Origin of the sequence: Streptomyces sp. NPDC005303 (genome assembly GCF_040607335.1) — a bacterium.
Taxonomy (GTDB): Bacteria; Actinomycetota; Actinomycetes; order Streptomycetales; family Streptomycetaceae; genus Streptomyces.
In genome coordinates this window covers 1-19,831 of record NZ_JBEXGM010000033.1, presented here as the reverse complement: position 1 = coordinate 19,831, position 19,831 = coordinate 1, and the positions used below count along the sequence as shown (strand labels likewise).

Genomic DNA, 19,831 nt, shown 5'->3' with positions numbered 1-19,831 from the left:
TTCCGGAGGTGACCGTCATGGCGCACACCGCTGTGGGATGGCATGTCGAGCTGGAGTTCCGGGAGGAGGAACGGCACACGGAGGCGGTCGCGCTGGTCCGCCTGCCCGACGGGACCGAGGTACGGGCGCACGGACACGCCAGCCGCCACCGCAGCGACCCCGATCAGCCGCGGGTCGGCGAGGAGGTCGCGGGGGCGCGGGCGCTGAACGAGCTCGCGATGCAGCTGCTGACCAAGGCGCACGACGAGATCGACGAGGTGTCCGGACGGACGTCCCACTCGATCAACGTCTGAGCCGTATCGGCCGCTACAGGGCCGCCCGCACCGCCCTGACCAGCGCCTGTGCCCTCGGATCCGCCGTGACCGTCTTACGGAAGCCGTTGGTGACATAGCCGAAGGCGACACCCGTCTCCGGGTCGGCGAATCCGAGGGAGCCGCCGCGGCCCGGGTGCCCGAAGGAACCCGCGCCGAGGAACGGCGACGCGCTGCCGTGCAGCATGTAGCCCAGCCCGAACCGGGTGTTGACGACCAGCACACGGTCGGGGCCCGCCGACTCCTCGGTGCGGGCGAGTGCGACCGTGGCCGGGTCGAAGAGCCGCACTCCGTCGACCTCGCCGACCGTCGCCGCGTAGATCCGGGCCAGCCCGTCGGCCGTCGCGATCCCGTTGGTCGCGGGCATGGCACTCGCCCGGTACTCCGGTCGGTTCTGGTCGGGGAAGGGGGTGATCGCGGCGAAGGCACGGCGGGTGAGGGAGCCGGGATCCTCGTAGGCCTCGGTCACGGACCGCTTGGGGCGGGCGCGCAGGGCGCCGGTGGGCTCCGGCGCCTCGACACGGCCGACCCGTCCCGCCCGGCCGGCCGCCTCCTCCGCCTCCGGCAGCCCGAGCCAGAACTCCGCCCCGAGCGGCCCGGCGATCTCCCGCGCGATCCACTCGCCCGCCCCGAGTCCGGTCACCCGTCGCACCAGCTCGTCCAGCATCCAGCCGTAGGTCAGTGCGTGATACCCGTGGTCCGTGCCGGGCTCCCAGACGGGTGCCTGCGCGGCGACCGCCTCGGGGCCCTTCAGCGGGTCCAGGGCCTGTTCGGGGGTGAGCGGCCGGTCGATCACCGGCAGCCCGGCCCGATGGTTCAGCACCTGCCGGACCAGCACGTGCTCCTTGCCGCGCGCCTTGAACTCGGGCCAGTACTCGGCCACCGGCGCGTCCAGGTCCAACTCCCCGCGGCGGTGCAGCAGCAGGGGTACGGCGGCGGCGACGCCCTTGGTCGCGGAGCGCACGACCTGCGCGGTGCCGCGCTCCCAGGGCTCGGTGCCGTCGATGTCCCTGATGCCGGCCCACAGATCGACGACCTTGCGCCCGTCCCGGTACACGGCGACGGCCGCGCCCCGGTCCCCGAGCGCCTCGAAGTTCCGCGCGAACGCGTCCCTGACCGGCTCGAAGCCCTCGGCGACTGTGCCGTTCACGTCCACGCCGTACCCCTCCTGCCGCCGCCCGGTGCCTCTCGCCGGGCCCCTCTCAGCCAAGCAGAATCGTCACGTCGATGTTCCCGCGGGTCGCGTTCGAGTACGGGCAGACCTCGTGGGCGGCGTCCACCAGCTTCGCCGCGAGGTCCGCGTCGAGGACGGGGAGGGAGACGCTCAGGGCGACCGCGAGGCCGTAGCCGCGGTGCTGGTTGGGGCCGATGCCGACCTTCGCGGCGACCGTGGAGCCGGTCAGGTCGTAGCCCTCGCGGTTGCCGACGAGGATCAGCGCGTTGTGGAAGCAGGAGCTGTACCCGGCGGCGAACAGCTGCTCCGGGTTGGTGCCGTTGCCGTCCCCGCCGAGCGCGGGCGGCATCGCGACCTTCAGCTCGATCTGGCCGTCCTGGCTGGTGACAAAGCCGTCGCGGCCGCCGTGGGCGGTGGCCTCGGCGACGTACATGATCTTCGTCGGCCGGGTGTCGACGGCGGTTTCCTCAAGCATGGCTGGTCTCCCCCCGGAGAAGTGCGCGCAAGTACATCGTGCACAAGGTACCGGCCGGTAGGTCTGCGTCGGGTCACCAGGGTGTAGTGACTTCGGGTAACAGGAGGTCAGTGAGGGCGCTCGGCCGCCGCATCCGCCCGTTGCGCGAGCCGCCGCAGGTCCTCGCGCAACCGCGCGGCCTCCGTGCCGTCGAGCGCCGTCGCCGCGAGCAGAGCGCCCGGGAGACAGGCCGCGCGCTCCCTGAGTTCCTCGGCGCGTCCTGTGCAGGCCACGAGGACCGAGCGTTCGTCGGCCGCCGCGCGCTCCCGGCGCACGAGCCCCGCCGCCTCCAGCCGCTTGAGCAACGGCGAGACCGTGCCGTAGTCGAGGCGCAGGGCGGTCGCCAGCTCCTTCACCGTCGTCTCCCCGCGCTCCCACAGCACCAGCAGCACGAGGTACTGCGGGTAGGTGAGCCCGAGCTCGTCGAGGAGCGGCCGGTACGCGGCGGTCACCGCGCGCTGGGCGGCGTACAGCGCGAAACACAACTGGTCGTCAAGGAGCAGCGATCCGGCGTCCTCTTCGTTCGTCACGCGCCCATTGTCACGGACCGCGGATCGAATCCGAAGGGCAGCTCCAGCCGGTGGGCGCGCATCAGCTCGTCGTCGGCGAGGAGTTCGGCGGTCCTCCCGTCCGCGGCGATCGTGCCCTCGCTCAGGATCAGCGAGCGCGGGCAGAGCTCCAGCGCGTACGGCAGGTCGTGCGTGACCATCAGGACCGTCACGTCCAACGAGCGCAGGATGTCGGCGAGTTCGCGGCGGGAGGCCGGGTCGAGGTTGGAGGAGGGCTCGTCGAGGACGAGGATCTCCGGCTCCATGGCGAGGACGGTCGCCACCGCCACCCGGCGCCGCTGGCCGAAGGAAAGATGGTGCGGGGGCCTGGTCGCGAAGTCCGCCATGCCGACCCGCTCCAGAGCGGTACGCACGCGCGCCTCCAGCTCGGGCCCCTTCAGCCCGGCCGCCGCCGGACCGAACGCCACGTCCTCGCGCACGGTCGGCATGAACAGCTGGTCGTCGGGGTCCTGGAAGACGATGCCGACCCGGCGCCGGATCTCCGCCATGTGCTGCTTGCCCACGGGCAGCCCGGCGACCTTCACCGTGCCCACCCCGCCGCTCAGGATGCCGTTGAGATGCAGCACCAGGGTCGTCTTGCCGGCGCCGTTCGGGCCGAGCAGCGCGACCCGTTCGCCGCGCGCGATCGAGAAGTCCACGCCGAACAGGGCCTGGTGCCCGTCGGGGTAGGCGAAGGCGAGGCCGGATACCTCCAGGGACGCGGTACTCACAAGGTCGCTCACAGGGCCCATCCCAGCACACAGACGACAAGGGCGGCGACGGGGAGCGCGAGGGCGTACGACCACTGCGCCCGGGACGCGGTCACCTCGTCGATGACCGGCATCGAACCGGCGTACCCCCGGCTGACCATGGCCAGGTGCACGCGCTCACCGCGTTCGTAGGAGCGGATGAACAGCGCGCCGGCCGACTTCGCGAGAACGCCCCAGTGCTTGACGCCGCTCGCCTCGAACCCCCGCGACTCCCGCGCGATCCGCATCCGCCGCATCTCGTCGGTGATGACATCGCCGTAGCGGATCATGAAGGACGCGATCTGGACGAGGAGCGGCGGGAGCCTGAGCCGTTGCAGGCCGAGGAGCAGTTCGCGCAGTTCCGTCGTGGAGGCCAGCAGCACCGACGCGGCGACGCCCAGGGTGCCCTTGGCGAGCACGTTCCAGGCGCCCCACAGACCGCTCACGCTCAGGGAGATCCCGAGCACCTCGACCCGCTCGCCCTCCGCGACGAACGGCATCAGCACCGCGAACGCCACGAACGGCACCTCGATCAGCAGCCGCTTCAGCAGGAAGCCGGCCGGCACGCGGGCGGCGTACGCGACGACGCCCAGGAGGACGGCGTACAGGCCGAACGCCCACATCGCCTCGCGCGGGGTCGAGACGACGACCACCACGAAGGCGAAGGACGCCGCGAGCTTGGTGTGCGGCGGCAGGGCGTGCACGGGCGAGTGCCCGTGCCGGTAGAGCCTGTGGGCGTGTCCGGCGCCCATGTCAGACGCCGCTCGTGCCGGCGGGCGAGACGTCGGTGGTACGGCGCCTGCGGACCGTCCAGAAGATGCCGGTGCCCGCGACCACGGTCACGCCGACGCCGATCACGCCCGCCAGCCCCCCGGACAGGCGGGCGTTCTCGACGTCCTTCACGCCGTAGTCGGCGAGCGGGGAGTCGGAGGTGGCGTGCTTCTCGGTCTTCGCGTCGATGCCCTTGTCGGCGGCGACCTTCTCCAGACCGTCGGGGCTGGCGGAGGCGTAGAAGCTGACGAAGCCCGCGAGGACGAGGGAGGCGACCAGGCCCGTGATCCAGACCTTGCGGTGGGAGCGGGCGGCGGCGACCGGCGCGGTGTCCGGCACGTCGATCAGCTCGCCGTCGACCCGCAGCTTGAGCTTCTGCTGAAGGCCCCGCGCCCCGTACACCAGGTCGGGGCGTACGGCGACGACGGCACCGACCGTCAGCGCGGTGATGACCGCCTCGCCGATGCCGATCAGGACGTGGACGCCGATCATCGCGGTGGCGACCTTGCCGATGGAGACGTCGGTGGTGCCGCCGACGGCGTAGATCAGGGTGAAGGCGACGGCGGCGGCGGGCACCGAGAGTACGGCCGCCGCGAAGGAGGCCACGGTGATCGAACCGCGCTTGCGCGGAAGCACCTTCACCAGCCCGCGGAAGACGGCGTACGCCACGACCGTCGTGACGACGGCCATGTCGGTGATGTTCACGCCGAGCGCGGTCAGGCCGCCGTCCGCGAAGAGGATGCCCTGCATGAGCAGGACCACCGAGACGCACAGGACACCGGTGTAGGGGCCCACGAGGATCGCGGCCAGTGCCCCGCCGAGCAGATGTCCGCTGGTCCCCGCGGCGACGGGGAAGTTCAGCATCTGCACGGCGAAGATGAAGGCCGCGACCAGGCCCGCCAGGGGCGCGGTGCGTTCGTCCAGTTCACGGCGGGCACCGCGCAGGCTCACCGCGACGGCGGCCGCGGCGACCACGCCGGTCGCCGCCGAGATGGGGGCGTCTATGAATCCGTCAGGCACATGCACCGTTCGATGATAGTGGCTTGTTGCGAACTCTTTGCAAGAGAGTCGCGCCACGAACAGCAAGTCGCAGGCTTTCGGCTCCGGGGGCGGAACACAGGAAATGTGCGACTCTGGGGAGGGAATGGATGCACAGCTTCCGCACAGGTTACGCAGCGTGAGAGGGCCGTCACGATGTCTGTAGTCGAACAGTACGCGCGAGCCCACATCATTTCGGACGTGGACATCGCGGAGGACGAGGCGGTCCCGGTGGTCCTGCGCTACGACCCGGAGAGCGACCCGCGCTCGGTACGGATCGGCCTGCCGGGCACACCCGAATGGACCTTCTCGCGGGCACTGCTGGAGCAGGGACTCAGGGCGCCGGTCGGCAGCGGTGCGGTGCGGGTGTGGCCGTGCGGCCGGGTGCAGGCCGTGGTGGAGTTCCACTCGCCGCACGGGGTGTCGGTGGTGCAGTTCGAGCAGAAGACCCTGCTCAGGTTCCTGCGCCGCACCTACATGGCCGCCGCGCCCGTCCGGGGCTGACCGATGTAAGCGGTCAGCCGCCCATCTTCAGCAGGGTCGCCACGATCGGGCCCGCCGTGTCGCCGCCGTGGCCGCCCGCCTGGACCACGCCCGCGGCCGCGAGGTCACCCCGGTACGCGGTGAACCAGCCGTTCGGCTTCTTCTGGCCGTCGACCTCCGCGGAGCCGGTCTTCGCGCCGACGTTGCCGTACACCCCGGACATCGCCTCGGCCGCCGTGCCGTAGCCCGCCGTGTACGCCATCAGCTCACGCAGCTGCGACAGCGTGGCCGAGGACATCGTGCGCGAGGCGGTGGCCAGGGTGCGGTTGTCGACCGAGGGGGAGACCAGGTAGGGCTGCTTGAAGGTGCCCGACTCGATGGTGGCGGACACGGACGCCATGTTCAGCGGGTTCATCCGGACCCCGCCCTGGCCGATGAGCGAGGCCGCCTTCTGGGCCGCGCTCTGCACCGGCACCGAGCCGTCGAAGGACGGGACGCCGATCGCCCAGTTGTCCATCGACAGGCCGAAGACCTGCTGGGCCTGCTTGGTCAGGCTGTCGTTGTCCAGCTTGCCCGCCTGGCTGATGAAGGCGGTGTTGCAGGACCGGGCGAAGCTCGCCTTGAAGGTGCCGCCCTTGATCTCGAACTTGTCGTCGTTCTGGAACTTCCAGCCGCCGTACGTGACGTACTTGGGGCACGGGTGCGGCTTGTCCGCCGACGCGAGGTCCTTCTCGATGAGCAGCGAGGAGGTGATGACCTTCATCGTGGAGCCCGGGGCGAGGGAGCCCTGGAAGGCGGTGTTGAAGCCGTGGCCGGCGTTGGCCACCGCGAGGATCTCACCGGTCGAGGGGCGCAGGACCACGACCGAGGACCGCGCCTGCTTGGCGACCTGCGCCTCGGCCGCCTCCTGGAGCCCCGGGTTCAGGGTCGTCCGCACGGTGCCCGGGGTGCCCTTGCTGAGCTCCACCAGGGTCTTGTCGGAGGACTTGGAGTCCTTGCCGCGGATCACGCGCAGCTCGATGCCCGCCTTGCCGCCGGCCTTCTTGCCGTACTTGTCGCGCAGGCCGTCCAGCACCGTGCCCAGAGACGGGTACCTGGCCTCGGTGATCTCGCCGCCGTCCCGGTCGACGGCCTTGATCGGCGGGGTCCCGGACTCGCCGGTGACCAGTGTGTCGCCGTCCTTGAGGTCGGGGTGGACGACCGAGGCGGTCCAGGCGACCTGCGGCTTCCCGGTGGCGGTGTTGCGGACGACGGTCAGCGAGCCGGCGTAGGTGAGCGGCTTGGTGAGGCCCTTGTACGACACCGTGCCCTTCACGGAGAAGGGCACCTTGTCGCCGGTGCGGGTGCCTGGGGTGAGGGTGACGCCGGTGATGTGGGCGTCCTTGGTGTAGCCGGTGAGCAGGGTGGTGGCGGCCTTGGTGTCGCTCGTCGCGGCGGCCGCCGCGCTCACCCTGCCCTGCTGCCAGGAGGTCAGGAAGGTGGTCGCGGTGGTGGTGACCTCGGTCGCGGACAGCGGGCCGGTCTTGACCTTCGGCCGGTGGTCCTCGGCGGACGCGGACGTGTTCTGGGTCCGGTCGTCGGCCGCGGCCCCGGCGCCGTACAGCGCGTAGACGCCGAAGCCGGCGCCGCCGACGACCACGGCGATCATCCCGCCGACCACGGCGGGCTTGGTCTTCCGTCGCTCGGCGACGCGCCTTCTGCTGCCCACGGCTTTCGTTTCCTCCGCCAGTTCCCAGGGTCCTCGTCGCCCTCATCCATCCCAACGACGGCAACAGCCTAGAGTCCCCGTCCTGCCGGGGTGACTTCAGCCTGCCGCTCGTAGCACAGCTGCGACAATCGGGCCGGCCGCGTCGCCGCCGTGGCCGCCCTCCTCCGTCATGGCCGCCGCGGCCATGTCGTCGCGGAAGCCGGTGAACCAGCTGTTGGACACCTGCTGTCCGTCGACCTCCGCGGAACCGGTCTTCGCGCCGATGTCTCCGCCGAGCCCCGCCATCGCCTTGACCGCCGTGCCCTGGGTCGCGGTGAGCCGCATCATCTGCTTCAGCTGGGAGGCGGTGTTGTACGGCAGCCCCTTCGCGGTGGCCAGTTCGCGGTCGTCGAGCTTCGGCGAGACCAGGTAGGGCTGGCGGAAGGCGCCGGTGATCGCGGTGGCCGTCACCGAGGCCATGTTCAGGGGGTTCATCTGGACCTGGCCCTGGCCTATCGCGTTGGCCGCGCGGTCCGGACCGCTGACGGCGGGCACCTTGCCGTCGAAGGAGACGATGCCGGTCTTCCAGTCCTCGCCGATCCCGAAACGGTTCTGGGCCTCCAGCGTCAGCGACTCGTCCGTGAGCGGCTTCTCGTCGATCAGCTTGATGAAGGCGGTGTTGCAGGACCGCATGAAGCTGTTGGCGAGCGAGGCGCCCTCGTTGGGCTGCATGCCGGTGAGGTTCTTGAAGGTCTGCCCCTGCCACACGGCTTCGGGCGGGCAGGGCGCCGGGCCGTTCATCGAGGTCACGCCGTTGTCGATGAGCATCGCCGCGGTGATGATCTTCATGGTGGAGCCGGGGGCCTTGGTGCCCTCGAAGGCCGCGTTGAAGCTGTCCGTGCGGTTGTTGGCCACGGCCAGCACCTCACCGGTGCTGGGCTTGACGGCGACGACCGACGACTGGCCGTACAGCTTCACGGCCTTCTCGGCGGCCGCCTGGGCGCTCGCGCTGATCGTGGTCTCCAGCTTGCCCGCCTTGCCCTCGGCGAGAGTCAGCAGCGAGGTGTCGGGCGTCTGGTCCGGGTGCTTGATGGCCAGTTCGATGCCGGGGGTGCCGCCGGCCTCGGTTCCGTACTTCTCGCGCAGGGCGTCCAGGACCGGGCCCAGCGACGGGTACTTCTCCTTGGTCAGCACCTTGCCGTCGCGGTCCACCGCCTCGATGGAGGGGTTCGCGGACTCGCCGGTGACGAGCCGGTCGTCCCGCTGGAGCTTCGGGTACACCACGGCGGGCTGCCAGTCGACGAGCGCCTTGCCGGTGCTCACCCCGCGCACGACCGTCAGCTTGCTCGTGTACGCCAGCGGCTTCGACTTCCCGTCGTACGACACCGTCGCCTTCACGCTGTACGGCACGGTCGCGCCGGTCGCCCTGCCGGGCGTGATGTGCACGGCACGGATGTGCGCGTCCGCCCCGTAGGCCGTCAGCAGCGCCTCGGCCGCAGTGCTGTTGTTGGTCAACGCCGCGGCACTCGCCGCGTCGCCCTTCTCCCAGGCGGCGAAGAAGTCCTCGGAGGTCTCCTTGATCTCGTCGGCACCGGGCGGCCCGCTCCGCTTGGCGTCCCCGACCCCGCCGCTGCCGTCGTCGCTCAACGCCGAGACGAAGTTGTACGCCCCGTATCCGGCCCCGCCGACCATCACGGCGAACACCGTGCTGACGACAGCGACCTTCACCCCCTTGGCCATGGTTTGGCCCCCTCCCCGATTCCCCGTTGTTGTGGGCAGCCTAAGCGGGAGGTGTGACAGCAGGGGTGAGAGTTTCCTGATTCGTTGAAGCAGGTGCTCAATCACACTTGTGAACGCCGGGCGGCTAGACCCACGTGTCCAGCCACATCCGCGACCGCCAGTTGTCGATCGGGATCGCTGTTCCCGTGTACAGCGGCCAGAAGTAGATGAAGTTCCAGGTGATCAGGAGGACCAGGACGCCGGCCGCCGTGGCGCCCGCCACCCTGCGGGTCTCGCTTGCGCGCGGCGGGCCGAGGAGGGCGCCGATGAGCATGGCCACGGCCAGGCAGAGGAAGGGCAGGAAGACGATCGTGTAGAAGAAGAAGATCGTGCGTTCCTGGTAGTTGAACCAGGGGAGGTAGCCGGCCGCGATCCCGCAGGCGATGGCACCGGCGCGCCAGTCGCGGCGGAAGAACCAGCGCCACAGGACGTAGAGGATCGCGAAGCAGGCGGCCCACCAGAGCAGGGGCGTGCCGATGGCCAGGACCTCCCGCGCGCACTTCTCGCCCGCGTCGGCCGGGCAGCCGTCGGTGCCGGGCGAGGGGGACTCGTAGAAGTAGGAGACCGGGCGGGCGTCGAGGATCCAGCTCCACGGGTTGGACATGTAGGTGTGCGGCGAGGACAGGCCGACGTTGAACTTGTAGACCTCGTGCTCGTAGTGGATCAGGCTGCGCCACCAGTCGGGCAGGAAGGTCCAGCTGCCGCCCTTGCCGTCGGTCGCCGCCCAGTTGCGGTAGTAGCCGCCGGTGCCGTCCGCGGGGGAGAGGATCCAGCCGATCCACGAGGTGAGGTAGGTGACGACCGCCACCGGCACCATGCCGAGCGCGATGCCGAGGTCGCACTTGAGGACCGCCATGTAGGGGTGCCGCGCGCCCGCGACCTTGCGCGAGCCCACGTCCCACAGCACCGTCATGACGCCGAAGGCGATCAGGAAGAACAGGCCGTTCCACTTGGTGCCCATGGCGAGGCCCAGCAGCAGGCCGGCCAGCCAGCGGTAGGGGCGCAAGCCCAGGAACAGGGTGTCCGCGATGTGCGCGTCGGGGCGCACTAGGCCGTACGAGTCCACCGGCAGCGCGGCCGCGAGTTTCTCCCGGGCCCGGTCGCGGTCGATGACCAGGCAGGCGAACGCGGCCAGCACGAAGAACATCAGCACACCGTCGAGCAGTGCGGTCCGCGCCATCACGAACGCCAGGCCGTCCACGGTCATCAGCGCGCCCGCCAGGCAGCCGAGGAACGTGGAGCGGAAGATGCGGCGGCCCACCCGGCACACGATCAGCACCGACAGCGTCCCCAGCAGCGCCGTCATGAACCGCCAGCCGAACGGGTCGAACCCGAACATCAGCTCGCCGAGGCCGATGACGTACTTGCCGACCGGTGGGTGCACCACATAGGCGGCGTCCGTCGGCAGCGCCACGTGCCCGTTCGAGGACAGGATCTGGCTGTCGACGTTCTTGCCCCAGCTGAGCTCGAAGCCGCGGTGGACGAGCGCCCACGCGTCCTTGGCGTAGTACGTCTCGTCGAATATCACCTTCTTGGGGCTGCCCAGGTTCCAGAACCGCATCAGCCCCGCCACCAGCGTCACCAGCAGCGGCCCGAGCCAGCCCGACCAGCGCGCGAGCCGCTCGGCGAGCGTCCCGGGCACGCCCAGGACCTGCCACATCCGCGGGCTGGGTGTGACGTACGGCGGCACCAGGCGCTCCCGCACATCGCTTCTGGCCTCGGGCGTGTAGCCGAAACGGCGCAGCCTCTGCTGCCACGACGGCCGCCGGTCCTGGGGGGCCTGGTCCTGCCGGGTGTCCGTGGAGGACGCGGTACTGGTCACCGCGCCATCGTAAGGAACGGCGCTGTGTGAGTCCCGTGCATGGGCGGATGCGTCCGGTTCGGGGCGCGGCTGGGAAGATGGGGACGTGACTGGAACCCTTGTCTTGGCGGGCACCCCCATCGGCGACATCGCGGACGCGCCTCCCCGGCTCGCGGCGGAACTGGCCGGGGCCGACGTGGTCGCGGCCGAGGACACCCGGCGGTTGCGGCGGCTGACCCAGGGTCTTGGCGTGACGCCCAAGGGGCGGATCGTGTCGTACTTCGAGGGCAACGAGGCCGCCCGTACGCCCGAACTCGTCGACGAACTCCTCGGCGGCGCACGCGTGTTGCTCGTCACCGACGCCGGGATGCCCTCGGTGTCCGACCCCGGGTACCGGCTGGTCGCGGCGGCCGTGGAGAAGGACGTCCGGGTCACCGCCGTACCGGGGCCGTCCGCGGTCCTCACCGCGCTGGCGTTGTCCGGGCTGCCCGTCGACCGGTTCTGCTTCGAGGGGTTCCTGCCGCGCAAGGGCGGCGAGCGGCTGTCCCGGCTGCGGGAGGTCGCCGAGGAGCGGCGCACCCTCGTGTACTTCGAGGCGCCCCACCGGCTCGACGACACCCTCGCCGCCATGGCCGAGGTGTTCGGGGCCGAGCGTCGGGCGGCGGTGTGCCGGGAGCTGACCAAGACGTACGAGGAGGTCAAGCGGGGGGAGCTGGGCGCGCTCGCCGAGTGGGCCGCGGACGGCGTCCGGGGAGAGATCACCGTCGTCGTCGAGGGGGCGCCCGAAAAGGGGGCCGGGGAGATCGACGACGTGGAGCTGGTGCGCAGGGTGCGGGTGCGGGAGGAGGCGGGGGAGCGGCGCAAGGAGGCGATCGCCGCGGTGGCCGTCGAGGCCGGAGTGCCCAAGAGGGTCGTTTTCGATGCGGTCGTCGCGGCGAAGAACGCCACTTCCTGACGGCCTGCATGAGGTGGGTCACACCCCCTCTGAGCAGGGCGCATGACTTCTGAGCGTGCGCCCCATGTGCGTGCAAAGCGGTGTCTCGGAATGCAAAGCTCCGAGCGGCCTGGCGGGCCGGTTTGGCAAGGAAGGTCCAAATCGGCTCCAACAGTCGACAGGCCTGTCGCCATCGGGTCCCGGGAGGCGTCCACTGGGGTGAGGGACGTACCCGTCCTTCGAACCAGCGGACACACAGGAGCTGGCATGAGCGAGATCGCAGGGCACCCCGGTGCGACAGCCGTCGTCAACGAGTCCTACTCCTTCGCCTGCATGCGCTGCGGGCACGGGTGGGAGCAGTCGTACGAGATAGAGCACCACATCGACGGCGACGGCCGGGAGTTCGTGCAGTACATGGTGGACGGACGGGTCGTGCCCTCGCCGCTCTCCAAGCCCGCGTGCGCGAACTGCGACCACCAGGTCGTACGGATCATGCGGCCCGGCCGGGTCGCGTCCGCCCGTGACGCGGCGCACCGTCAGCACGCCGCGCCCCCCGCCGGGCCCGTGGAGGCACCGAAGGCCGGGGACGGCGCCCAGGGGCCGGCCGAGGACCACCACTGGCACCTGGCGGACCTGCTGCACGTGTTTCAGCGCAAGGCGAGCTGACCGCTCCGCCGTCCGGGTGGGCATGCCCCTTTCGTAGGATCGGGGCATGCCTTCGAACAGCCCGCGCGAGAAGAACGCGGCCCCGCCGCTGCCGGAGCCCCTGCGGGTGCCCGTCGCCGACTCCCACACCCACCTGGACATGCAGGACGGGACCGTGGAGGAGGGGCTCGCGAAAGCCGCCTCGGTCGGGGTGACCACGGTCGTCCAGGTCGGCTGCGACGTGCGCGGCTCGCGGTGGGCGGCCGAGACGGCGGACCGGTACGACGCCGTCCACGCCACCGTCGCGCTGCACCCCAACGAGGCGCCCCGGATCGTCCACGGCGACCCCGACGGCTGGTCGAGGCAGGGCGCTCGGCAGGCGGGGGGCACACCGGCGCTGGACGAGGCGCTCGCCGAGATCGACCGCCTGGCCGCACTCCCGCAGGTCAAGGGCGTCGGCGAGACCGGCCTCGACCACTTCCGCACCGGGCCCGAGGGCAAGGAGGCGCAGGAGGCGTCCTTCCGCGCCCACATCGAGATGGCCAAGCGGCACGGCAAGGCGCTCGTCATCCATGACCGCGACGCCCACGCGGACGTCCTGCGCGTGCTGAAGGAGGAGGGCGCCCCCGAGCGCACCGTCTTCCACTGCTACTCCGGTGACGCCGAGATGGCGGAGATCTGCGCCGCCGCCGGATACTTCATGTCCTTCGCCGGCAACGTCACGTTCAAGAACGCCCAGAACCTGCGGGACGCGGTGGCCGTGGCGCCTCTCGAACTGCTCCTCGTGGAGACCGACGCGCCCTTCCTGACACCGGCGCCGTACCGCGGACGGCCCAACGCCCCCTATCTCATTCCGGTCACGGTGCGCGCCATGGCCGCCGTGCGCGGCATCGACGAGGACGCGTTGGCCACGGCACTCGCCGCGAACACCGCACGCGCTTTCGGGTACTGACGGTCACCGACTCCCCTCGAACGTAACTCCGGGTAGCCGGGTCGCTTTGGAGAGTGACGAACGCTCCGCTAGGTTCTGTGGGCCCGATCCGGACCCCTGGAGCGTGTCGTCGTGAGCAACTCGCAGTACGAGACGTACGAGGCCTACGAGACGTACGGCCCGACCGCGCCGTACGAACCCTCGCCGTACGGCGGTATCGGCATGCCGCCCACCGGTCCGGACACCACCGAGACGCTCGCCTACGGGGTGTACGGGGCGCCGGACACGGGACGCACACTGCCCTACGAGGACACCTACCGGCCCGCGTACGAGATGCCGGACCCACCGCTCGCGCGGCAGGCCGCGGTGGGCCGTCGGGCCGCCCGCCGACGCAGGACCCGGTACGCGGAGCGCCCCGACAGCGCCATGCGCCGGCTGCTCCCGCAGGCGCTGGTCGTCGCCTTCCTCGCCGGGGGCACCACCGCGTTCGTCGCCAAGGACAAGGCGATCGAGCTCACCGTCGACGGCAAGCCGCGCACCCTGCACACCTTCGCGGACGACGCGGGCGAACTGCTTGCCGAGGAGGGCGTCACGGTCGGGGCGCACGACGTGGTCGCACCCGCACCCGGCGAACGGCTCGAAAGCGGGGACGAGGTCGCGGTGCGGTACGGGCGCCCCCTGCGGCTCACGCTCGACGGCCACCGGCGTGAGGTGTGGACCACGGCACGGACGGTGCACGGGGCGCTCGAACAGCTCGGGGTGCGTGCGGAGGGCGCGTACGTGTCCACCTCGCGCTCCCGGCGGATCGGGCGGGAAGGGCTCGCCCTGGACGTGCGGACCGAGCGGACCGTGACGATCATGGCCGACGGCCGGGCGCGGACGATCCGGACCAACGCGGCGACCGTGGCCGAGGCCGTCGATGAGGCGGGGGTCACGCTGAGCGGGATGGACACCACCTCGGTGGCGCCCGGGAGCTTTCCCCGCGAGGGGCAGACCGTCACGGTGCTGCGGATCACCGGGAGCAGGGAAGTGCGCGAGGAGCTGATCCCCTTCCGGGAGGAGCGGAGCGAGGACGACTCCCTCTTCAAAGGCACGGAGGTCGTGCAGCAGACGGGGATGCCGGGGGTGCGGCGGGTCACGTACTCCCTGCGGACCGTCAACGGGGTGCAGCAGAAGCCACGGCGGACCGGGGTCGAGACGGTGCGGGAACCCCGGGCACAGGTGGTCAGGGTGGGCACGAAGCCGATGCCGACGTCCGTGCGGGGCGCGGACCACCTGAACTGGCAGGGCCTGGCGCACTGCGAGTCCGGCGGCCGCCCTAACGCGGTGGACCCGTCAGGGACGTACGGCGGCCTGTACCAGTTCGACACGAGGACCTGGGAGCTGCTGGGGGGTTCGGGCCGCCCCCAGGACGCGCCCGCGGCGGAACAGACGCTCCGCGCGAAGAAGCTGTACGTACGCAGGGGAGCGAGCCCCTGGCCGCACTGCGGAACCCGCCTGCAGGGACCCGGCTAGGGGTGCGGGGAACTGCGCGACGAGCCGCCACCGGCCCGCGGCTAGGCTGTCCACGTGAGCAGCCCCTCCCCAGACACCCTCCTCGGCCCCGCCGACATCCGCGAACTCGCGGCCGCCCTAGGCGTACGCCCCACCAAACAGCGCGGCCAGAACTTCGTGATCGACGCGAACACGGTCCGGAAGATCGTCCGCACCGCCGGCGTCAGGGACGACGACGTGGTCGTGGAGGTGGGCCCCGGCCTCGGCTCGCTCACCCTCGCGCTCCTCGAGACCGCGGACCGCGTCACCGCCGTGGAGATCGACGACGTACTGGCGTCCGCGCTGCCCGCCACCATCGCCGCCCGCCTGCCCGACCGTGCGGACCGCTTCGCCCTCGTGCACTCCGACGCCATGCACGTCACCGAGCTGCCGGGCCCCGCGCCCACCGCACTGGTCGCGAACCTCCCGTACAACGTCGCCGTACCCGTGCTGCTGCACATGCTCGACACCTTCCCGAGCATCGAGCGCACCCTCGTCATGGTCCAGGCGGAGGTCGCCGACCGGCTCGCCGCACCGCCCGGCTCGAAGGTGTACGGCGTCCCGTCCGTGAAGGCCAACTGGTACGCCGAGGTCAAGCGGGCCGGGTCGATCGGCCGCAACGTCTTCTGGCCCGCGCCCAACGTCGACAGCGGGCTCGTCGCGCTCACCCGCAGGACCGAGCCGATCAGGACGACCGCGTCGAAGCGCGAGGTGTTCGCCGTCGTGGACGCCGCCTTCGCCCAGCGCCGCAAGACGCTGCGGGCCGCGCTCGCCGGGTGGGCGGGTTCGGCCGCGGCCGCCGAGACGGCCCTCGTGGCGGCCGGGGTCTCGCCCCAGGCCCGCGGGGAGTCGCTCACCGTCGAGGAGTTCGCGCGTATCGCGGAGGCCGCGTCATCCCGGGGGGCGACCCCCCAGCCGCCGAAGGAGCCGGTCGAGCAGTGAGCGTCACCGTCCGCGTCCCCGCCAAGGTCAACGTCCAGCTCGCCGTCGGCGCAGCCCGCCCCGACGGCTTCCACGACCTGGCCAACGTCTTCCTCGCGGTCGGCCTCCACGACGAGGTGACCGTGACCCCCGCCGACGAGCTCCGTATCACCTGCGAGGGCCCCGACGCCGCGCAGGTCCCCCTGGACCGCACGAATCTCGCGGCTCGCGCGGCGATCGCCCTCGCGGAGCGCCACGGTCTGGATCCCGCCGTCCACCTCCACATCGCCAAGGACATCCCCGTCGCCGGCGGCATGGCGGGCGGCAGCGCGGACGGCGCGGGTGCGCTGCTGGCCTGCGACGCACTGTGGGGGACCGGCGCCTCCCGTGCGGAACTGCTCGACATCTGCGCCGAGTTGGGCAGTGACGTGCCGTTCAGCCTGGTGGGCGGGGCCGCGCTCGGGACGGGTCGCGGGGAGAAGCTCAGGACGCTGGAGGTCGGCGGCAGCTTCGCGTGGGTCTTCGCCGTGGCGGAGCGCGGGCTGTCGACCCCGGCCGTCTTCCGGGAGTTCGACCGGCTCACCGAGGGCCTCGACGTCCCCGCGCCCGTCGCCTCCGAGCAGCTGCTCGACGCGCTCGCCGGAGGCGACCCGGACGCGCTCGCCGCCGCTGTCTCCAACGACCTGCAGCCCGCCGCCCTCTCGCTCTTCCCGGAACTCTCCGACACCCTCGCGGCCGGCAGTGCCGCGGGCGCCCTCGCCGGGCTCGTCTCGGGGTCGGGCCCCACCACGGCCTTCCTCGCCCGCGACGCCGGGGCGGCGACGAAGATCGCGGACGCGCTGCGCGCCTCCGGCACCTGCCGGACGGTGCGTACGGCGTCGGGGCCGGTGCCGGGTGCGACGGTGATAGGGCCCTAGCGGTCGGACTACCCTGGAGGGTCGATCGATCCCCCTGGGCAGGAGAGAAATGGCCGTCAATCTGGTCAATGTCGAGAACGTCAGCAAGGTGTACGGCACCCGTGCCCTGCTGGACGGTGTCTCGCTCGGCGTCTCCGAGGGCGATCGCATCGGCGTCGTGGGCCGCAACGGCGACGGCAAGACCACCCTGATCCGCATGCTCGCCAAGCTGGAGGACGCCGACACCGGACGCGTCACGCACTCCGGCGGACTGCGCCTCGGGGTCCTCACCCAGCACGACTCCCTCGACCCGGCCGCCACCGTGCGGCACGAGGTCATCCGGGACATGGCCGACCACGAGTGGGCCGGCAACGCCAAGATCCGCGATGTGCTGACCGGGCTGTTCGGCGGGCTCGACCTGCCCGGCTTCCCGCAGGGCCTCGACACCGTCATCGCGCCGCTCTCCGGTGGCGAGCGACGCCGTATCGCCCTCGCCAAGCTGCTCATCGAGGAACAGGACCTGATCGTCCTCGACGAGCCCACCAACCACCTCGACGTCGAGGGCATCTCCTGGCTGGCCAAGCACCTGCGCGAGCGGCGCTCCGCGCTCGTGTGCGTCACCCACGACCGGTGGTTCCTCGACCAGGTCTGCACCCGCATGTGGGACGTGCAGAAGGGCGACGTCTTCGAGTACGAGGGCGGGTACTCCGACTACGTCTTCGCGCGTGCCGAGCGCGAGCGGATCGCCGCCACCGAGGAGACCAAGCGGCAGAACCTCGTCCGCAAGGAGCTGGCCTGGCTCAGGCGGGGCGCCCCCGCGCGTACGTCCAAGCCGCGCTTCCGCGTCGAGGCCGCCAACGAGCTCATCAAGGACGTGCCGCCGCCGCGGGACAGCAGCGAGCTGATGAAGTTCGCGTCGTCGCGGCTGGGCAAGACCGTCTTCGAGCTGGAGGACGTGACCGTCCAGGCCGGCCCGAAGGTGCTGCTCAAGCATGTGACCTGGCAGCTCGGTCCGGGTGACCGGATCGGCCTCGTCGGGGTCAACGGCGCGGGGAAGACGTCCCTGCTGCGGGCCATGGCCGAGGCGGCGCGGACCGAGGGCGAGAAGCAGCCGGTGGGCGGACGGGTCGTGGTCGGCCGGACCGTCAAACTGGCCTATCTCTCGCAGGAGGTCGCCGAACTCGACCCCGCGCTGCGGGTGCTGGAGGCCGTCCAGCAGGTGCGGGAGCGCGTCGACCTCGGCAAGGGGCGCGAGATGACCGCCGGGCAACTCTGCGAGACTTTTGGCTTCAACAAGGAGAAGCAGTGGACGCCGGTCGGGGATCTGTCCGGTGGTGAGCGGCGTCGGCTGCAGCTGCTGCGGCTGCTGATGGACGAGCCGAACGTGCTGTTCCTGGACGAGCCCACGAACGACCTCGACATCGAGACGCTGACCCAGCTGGAGGACGTCCTCGACGGGTGGCCCGGCTCGATGGTCGTCATCTCCCACGACCGGTTCTTCGTCGAGCGGACCACCGACCGGGTCTTCGCGCTGCTCGGGGACGCCACCCTGCGGATGCTGCCGCGGGGTATCGACGAGTACCTGGAGCGACGGCAGCGGATGGAGGAGGCGGCGGCCGCCTCGGCGCCCGTCGTGGAGAAGCCCGCCGGGAGCTCCGCCGATCAGCGGGCCGCCAAGAAGGAGCTCCAGAAGATCGAGCGGCAGCTCGACAAGATCTCCGAGAAGGAGACGAAGCTGCACGCCCGGATCGCCGACAACGCCACCGACTTCGCCAAGGTGGCCTCCCTCGACGCCGAACTGCGCGACCTCGCCGGGGAGCGCGAGGAGCTGGAGATGCGGTGGCTGGAGCTCGCCGAGGACGCGTGAGGTCTTTCAACCGCGAATGAGGCGAAACCCAGAAATTCCATCGATCCGGGGCACTTCTCACCAGTAGGGGAAGCGCAACGTCGAACAAGCGTGTAGCTTCCGGGGGCATGAAGGGCGGGGGAGCCGGGAGGGGGCCCTGTCCGGGGGGATCGGTGGGCATCCATAGTGGGGCAGTCACGCGGATCCATTGGGGGGACTGGGGGGTTGCTCGATGGGAGTTCGGCTCATGGTGGTCGACGACCACCGATTGCTCGCCGAGGCGCTGGCCTCGGCGTTGAAACTGCGCGGGCACCGGGTGCTCGCGGCGGCGGCGCCTGCCGCGGGGGCGGCGGAGCTGGTGATCAGCCGGGCGCCCGAGGTGTGCCTGCTGGGGACGGCCACGCCGGCCGAGCCGGGGATGTTCGATCCGGTCGTGAAGATCAAGCGGGAGCGGCCGCAGGTGGCGGTACTGGTGCTGGGACCGGTGCCCAGTCCTCGGGGGATCGCCGCCGCCTTCGCCGCGGGGGCCTCCGGTTATGTGCGGCACGACGAGCGGATCGAGGGCGTCGAGCGGGCGATCATGAAGGCTCGGGCGGGGGAGGCGGCGGTTGCTCCGCAGTTGCTTCAGGGGGCGTTCAGCGAACTGCTGAATCCCGCGGCCCAGCCGGACGACGAGGGGCAGCGGTTGCTGCAGATGCTGACGCCCAGGGAGGTGGAGGTGCTGGTGCGGGTGGCCGACGGGGAGGACACGCGGCTGATCGCGGCGGGGATGGGGATAGCGCCGTCCACGGCCCGGACTCATGTGCAGCGGGTGCTGATGAAACTGGGCGTGGGCTCTCGTTTGGAGGCGGCGGCACTGGCCGCGCGAACGGGGTTGCTGGACCGGGCGGGCCCGGTGTCGCAGCCGCCGGTTGCCGGACCGTGACGACTGCGGGTCCGGTGGGGGCGGGCGTTGTGCGCAGTTCCCCGCGCCCCTGAATGCCTGCGGCGCAGCTGCTCCTCCGGTGGGGGCTTGTGCAGCGCGTTCGGTTCGGTGGTGGGTCGGGGACGGGGACGGGGTGGGGGGTATCCGTCCTCGGTCCGGCGGCTCGGCCCCTTGAGCAGGGGCTCGGTAACGGACGCCGGCCGCTGCGGGCGGACACCCCCCACCCCGTCCCCTGCGCGCCGTACGCGGCCAACGGCCCGTCGTGGCGCGGCTGACTGCAACCCCCTAGGGGCGTGGGTCGGCGAGGACCTCCGCCAGGTGCCTGAGGTTCTCGATCTCGGCCTC

19 protein-coding genes are annotated in these 19,831 nt (G+C 71.4%); 10 read left to right on the top strand and 9 right to left on the bottom strand.

Annotation, left to right across the window (positions count from 1 at the left end; genetic code table 11):
- Positions 1-17 precede the first annotated feature (17 nt).
- Complete coding sequence (locus ABZT93_RS32840; protein WP_356111544.1) at positions 18-293, top strand: DUF1876 domain-containing protein; 276 nt, start codon at positions 18-20, stop codon at positions 291-293.
- 13 nt (positions 294-306) lie between these two features.
- Here the strand turns inward: ABZT93_RS32840 and ABZT93_RS32835 are convergent, their stop codons facing one another.
- The 6 genes from ABZT93_RS32835 to ABZT93_RS32810 all read right to left on the bottom strand — a co-directional run bounded on the left by ABZT93_RS32835 (position 307) and on the right by ABZT93_RS32810 (position 5,093).
- On the bottom strand, positions 307-1,467 hold the full coding sequence (locus ABZT93_RS32835; RefSeq protein WP_356111542.1) for a serine hydrolase domain-containing protein: 1,161 nt from the start codon (positions 1,465-1,467) through the stop codon (positions 307-309).
- A gap of 46 nt (positions 1,468-1,513) precedes the next feature.
- Complete coding sequence (locus ABZT93_RS32830) at positions 1,514-1,960, bottom strand: organic hydroperoxide resistance protein (RefSeq protein WP_356111541.1); 447 nt, start codon at positions 1,958-1,960, stop codon at positions 1,514-1,516.
- Between the two features lie 107 nt (positions 1,961-2,067).
- On the bottom strand, positions 2,068-2,529 hold the full coding sequence (locus ABZT93_RS32825) for a MarR family transcriptional regulator (RefSeq protein WP_356111539.1): 462 nt from the start codon (positions 2,527-2,529) through the stop codon (positions 2,068-2,070).
- Positions 2,526-3,299, bottom strand: a complete 774-nt coding sequence (locus ABZT93_RS32820) for an ABC transporter ATP-binding protein (RefSeq protein WP_356111537.1) — start codon at positions 3,297-3,299, stop codon at positions 2,526-2,528. Before ABZT93_RS32820 ends, ABZT93_RS32825 begins: the two co-directional genes overlap by 4 nt.
- Entirely contained in the window at positions 3,287-4,048 is a 762-nt protein-coding gene (cbiQ, locus tag ABZT93_RS32815) for a cobalt ECF transporter T component CbiQ (protein ID WP_356111536.1), read from the bottom strand. Before cbiQ ends, ABZT93_RS32820 begins: the two co-directional genes overlap by 13 nt.
- Before the next feature lies 1 nt (position 4,049).
- On the bottom strand, positions 4,050-5,093 hold the full coding sequence (locus tag ABZT93_RS32810; protein ID WP_356111534.1) for an energy-coupling factor ABC transporter permease: 1,044 nt from the start codon (positions 5,091-5,093) through the stop codon (positions 4,050-4,052).
- Between the two features lie 168 nt (positions 5,094-5,261).
- On the opposite strand from ABZT93_RS32810, the gene ABZT93_RS32805 reads away from it, so the two are divergent.
- A complete protein-coding gene (locus tag ABZT93_RS32805; RefSeq protein ID WP_356111532.1) occupies positions 5,262-5,609 on the top strand; it encodes an SsgA family sporulation/cell division regulator in 348 nt (115 codons plus the stop codon).
- 13 nt (positions 5,610-5,622) lie between these two features.
- Here the strand turns inward: ABZT93_RS32805 and ABZT93_RS32800 are convergent, their stop codons facing one another.
- From ABZT93_RS32800 to ABZT93_RS32790, 3 genes are all read right to left on the bottom strand, one after another.
- Positions 5,623-7,296 (bottom strand): penicillin-binding transpeptidase domain-containing protein, encoded by a 1,674-nt coding sequence (locus ABZT93_RS32800; RefSeq protein ID WP_356111531.1) that lies wholly within the window; start codon positions 7,294-7,296, stop codon positions 5,623-5,625.
- 96 nt (positions 7,297-7,392) lie between these two features.
- The gene (locus ABZT93_RS32795; RefSeq protein ID WP_356111529.1) at positions 7,393-9,015 is read right to left on the bottom strand and encodes a penicillin-binding transpeptidase domain-containing protein; all 1,623 of its coding nucleotides are present in this window, start codon (positions 9,013-9,015) and stop codon (positions 7,393-7,395) included.
- Positions 9,016-9,139: 124 nt separating this feature from the next.
- On the bottom strand, positions 9,140-10,876 hold the full coding sequence (locus ABZT93_RS32790) for a phospholipid carrier-dependent glycosyltransferase (RefSeq protein ID WP_356111527.1): 1,737 nt from the start codon (positions 10,874-10,876) through the stop codon (positions 9,140-9,142).
- An 85-nt stretch (positions 10,877-10,961) separates the two neighbouring features.
- Between ABZT93_RS32790 and rsmI the strand changes: the two genes are divergently transcribed.
- The 8 genes from rsmI to ABZT93_RS32750 all read left to right on the top strand — a co-directional run bounded on the left by rsmI (position 10,962) and on the right by ABZT93_RS32750 (position 19,486).
- The gene (gene rsmI, locus ABZT93_RS32785) at positions 10,962-11,810 is read left to right on the top strand and encodes a 16S rRNA (cytidine(1402)-2'-O)-methyltransferase (RefSeq protein WP_356111525.1); all 849 of its coding nucleotides are present in this window, start codon (positions 10,962-10,964) and stop codon (positions 11,808-11,810) included.
- 246 nt (positions 11,811-12,056) lie between these two features.
- On the top strand, positions 12,057-12,455 hold the full coding sequence (locus ABZT93_RS32780) for a hypothetical protein (RefSeq protein WP_356111523.1): 399 nt from the start codon (positions 12,057-12,059) through the stop codon (positions 12,453-12,455).
- A 46-nt stretch (positions 12,456-12,501) separates the two neighbouring features.
- The gene (locus ABZT93_RS32775; RefSeq protein WP_356111521.1) at positions 12,502-13,386 is read left to right on the top strand and encodes a TatD family hydrolase; all 885 of its coding nucleotides are present in this window, start codon (positions 12,502-12,504) and stop codon (positions 13,384-13,386) included.
- A gap of 111 nt (positions 13,387-13,497) precedes the next feature.
- Positions 13,498-14,880 carry a ubiquitin-like domain-containing protein gene (locus tag ABZT93_RS32770; protein WP_356111519.1) on the top strand — a complete coding sequence of 461 codons (1,383 nt, stop codon included), beginning with the start codon at positions 13,498-13,500 and terminating at the stop codon, positions 14,878-14,880.
- Between the two features lie 54 nt (positions 14,881-14,934).
- On the top strand, positions 14,935-15,840 hold the full coding sequence (gene rsmA / locus ABZT93_RS32765) for a 16S rRNA (adenine(1518)-N(6)/adenine(1519)-N(6))-dimethyltransferase RsmA (RefSeq protein ID WP_356111517.1): 906 nt from the start codon (positions 14,935-14,937) through the stop codon (positions 15,838-15,840).
- Entirely contained in the window at positions 15,837-16,736 is a 900-nt protein-coding gene (locus ABZT93_RS32760) for a 4-(cytidine 5'-diphospho)-2-C-methyl-D-erythritol kinase (protein WP_356111515.1), read from the top strand. Before rsmA ends, ABZT93_RS32760 begins: the two co-directional genes overlap by 4 nt.
- Positions 16,737-16,785: 49 nt before the next feature.
- Positions 16,786-18,582: an ABC-F family ATP-binding cassette domain-containing protein gene (locus ABZT93_RS32755; protein ID WP_356111513.1), complete on the top strand. Its 1,797-nt coding sequence runs from the start codon at positions 16,786-16,788 to the stop codon at positions 18,580-18,582.
- Between the two features lie 211 nt (positions 18,583-18,793).
- Positions 18,794-19,486, top strand: a complete 693-nt coding sequence (locus ABZT93_RS32750; RefSeq protein WP_356111511.1) for a response regulator transcription factor — start codon at positions 18,794-18,796, stop codon at positions 19,484-19,486.
- Positions 19,487-19,831: the final 345 nt, after the last annotated feature.

Coding starts and splice junctions, on each gene's coding strand:
- ABZT93_RS32840 (WP_356111544.1), top strand. CDS start 18: ATGGCGCACACCGCTGTGGGATGGCATGTCGAGCTGGAGTTCCGGGAG.
- ABZT93_RS32830 (WP_356111541.1), bottom strand. CDS start 1,960: ATGCTTGAGGAAACCGCCGTCGACACCCGGCCGACGAAGATCATGTAC.
- ABZT93_RS32820 (WP_356111537.1), bottom strand. CDS start 3,299: ATGGGCCCTGTGAGCGACCTTGTGAGTACCGCGTCCCTGGAGGTATCC.
- cbiQ (WP_356111536.1), bottom strand. CDS start 4,048: ATGGGCGCCGGACACGCCCACAGGCTCTACCGGCACGGGCACTCGCCC.
- ABZT93_RS32805 (WP_356111532.1), top strand. CDS start 5,262: ATGTCTGTAGTCGAACAGTACGCGCGAGCCCACATCATTTCGGACGTG.
- ABZT93_RS32795 (WP_356111529.1), bottom strand. CDS start 9,015: ATGGCCAAGGGGGTGAAGGTCGCTGTCGTCAGCACGGTGTTCGCCGTG.
- ABZT93_RS32780 (WP_356111523.1), top strand. CDS start 12,057: ATGAGCGAGATCGCAGGGCACCCCGGTGCGACAGCCGTCGTCAACGAG.
- ABZT93_RS32775 (WP_356111521.1), top strand. CDS start 12,502: ATGCCTTCGAACAGCCCGCGCGAGAAGAACGCGGCCCCGCCGCTGCCG.
- ABZT93_RS32755 (WP_356111513.1), top strand. CDS start 16,786: ATGGCCGTCAATCTGGTCAATGTCGAGAACGTCAGCAAGGTGTACGGC.
- ABZT93_RS32750 (WP_356111511.1), top strand. CDS start 18,794: ATGGGAGTTCGGCTCATGGTGGTCGACGACCACCGATTGCTCGCCGAG.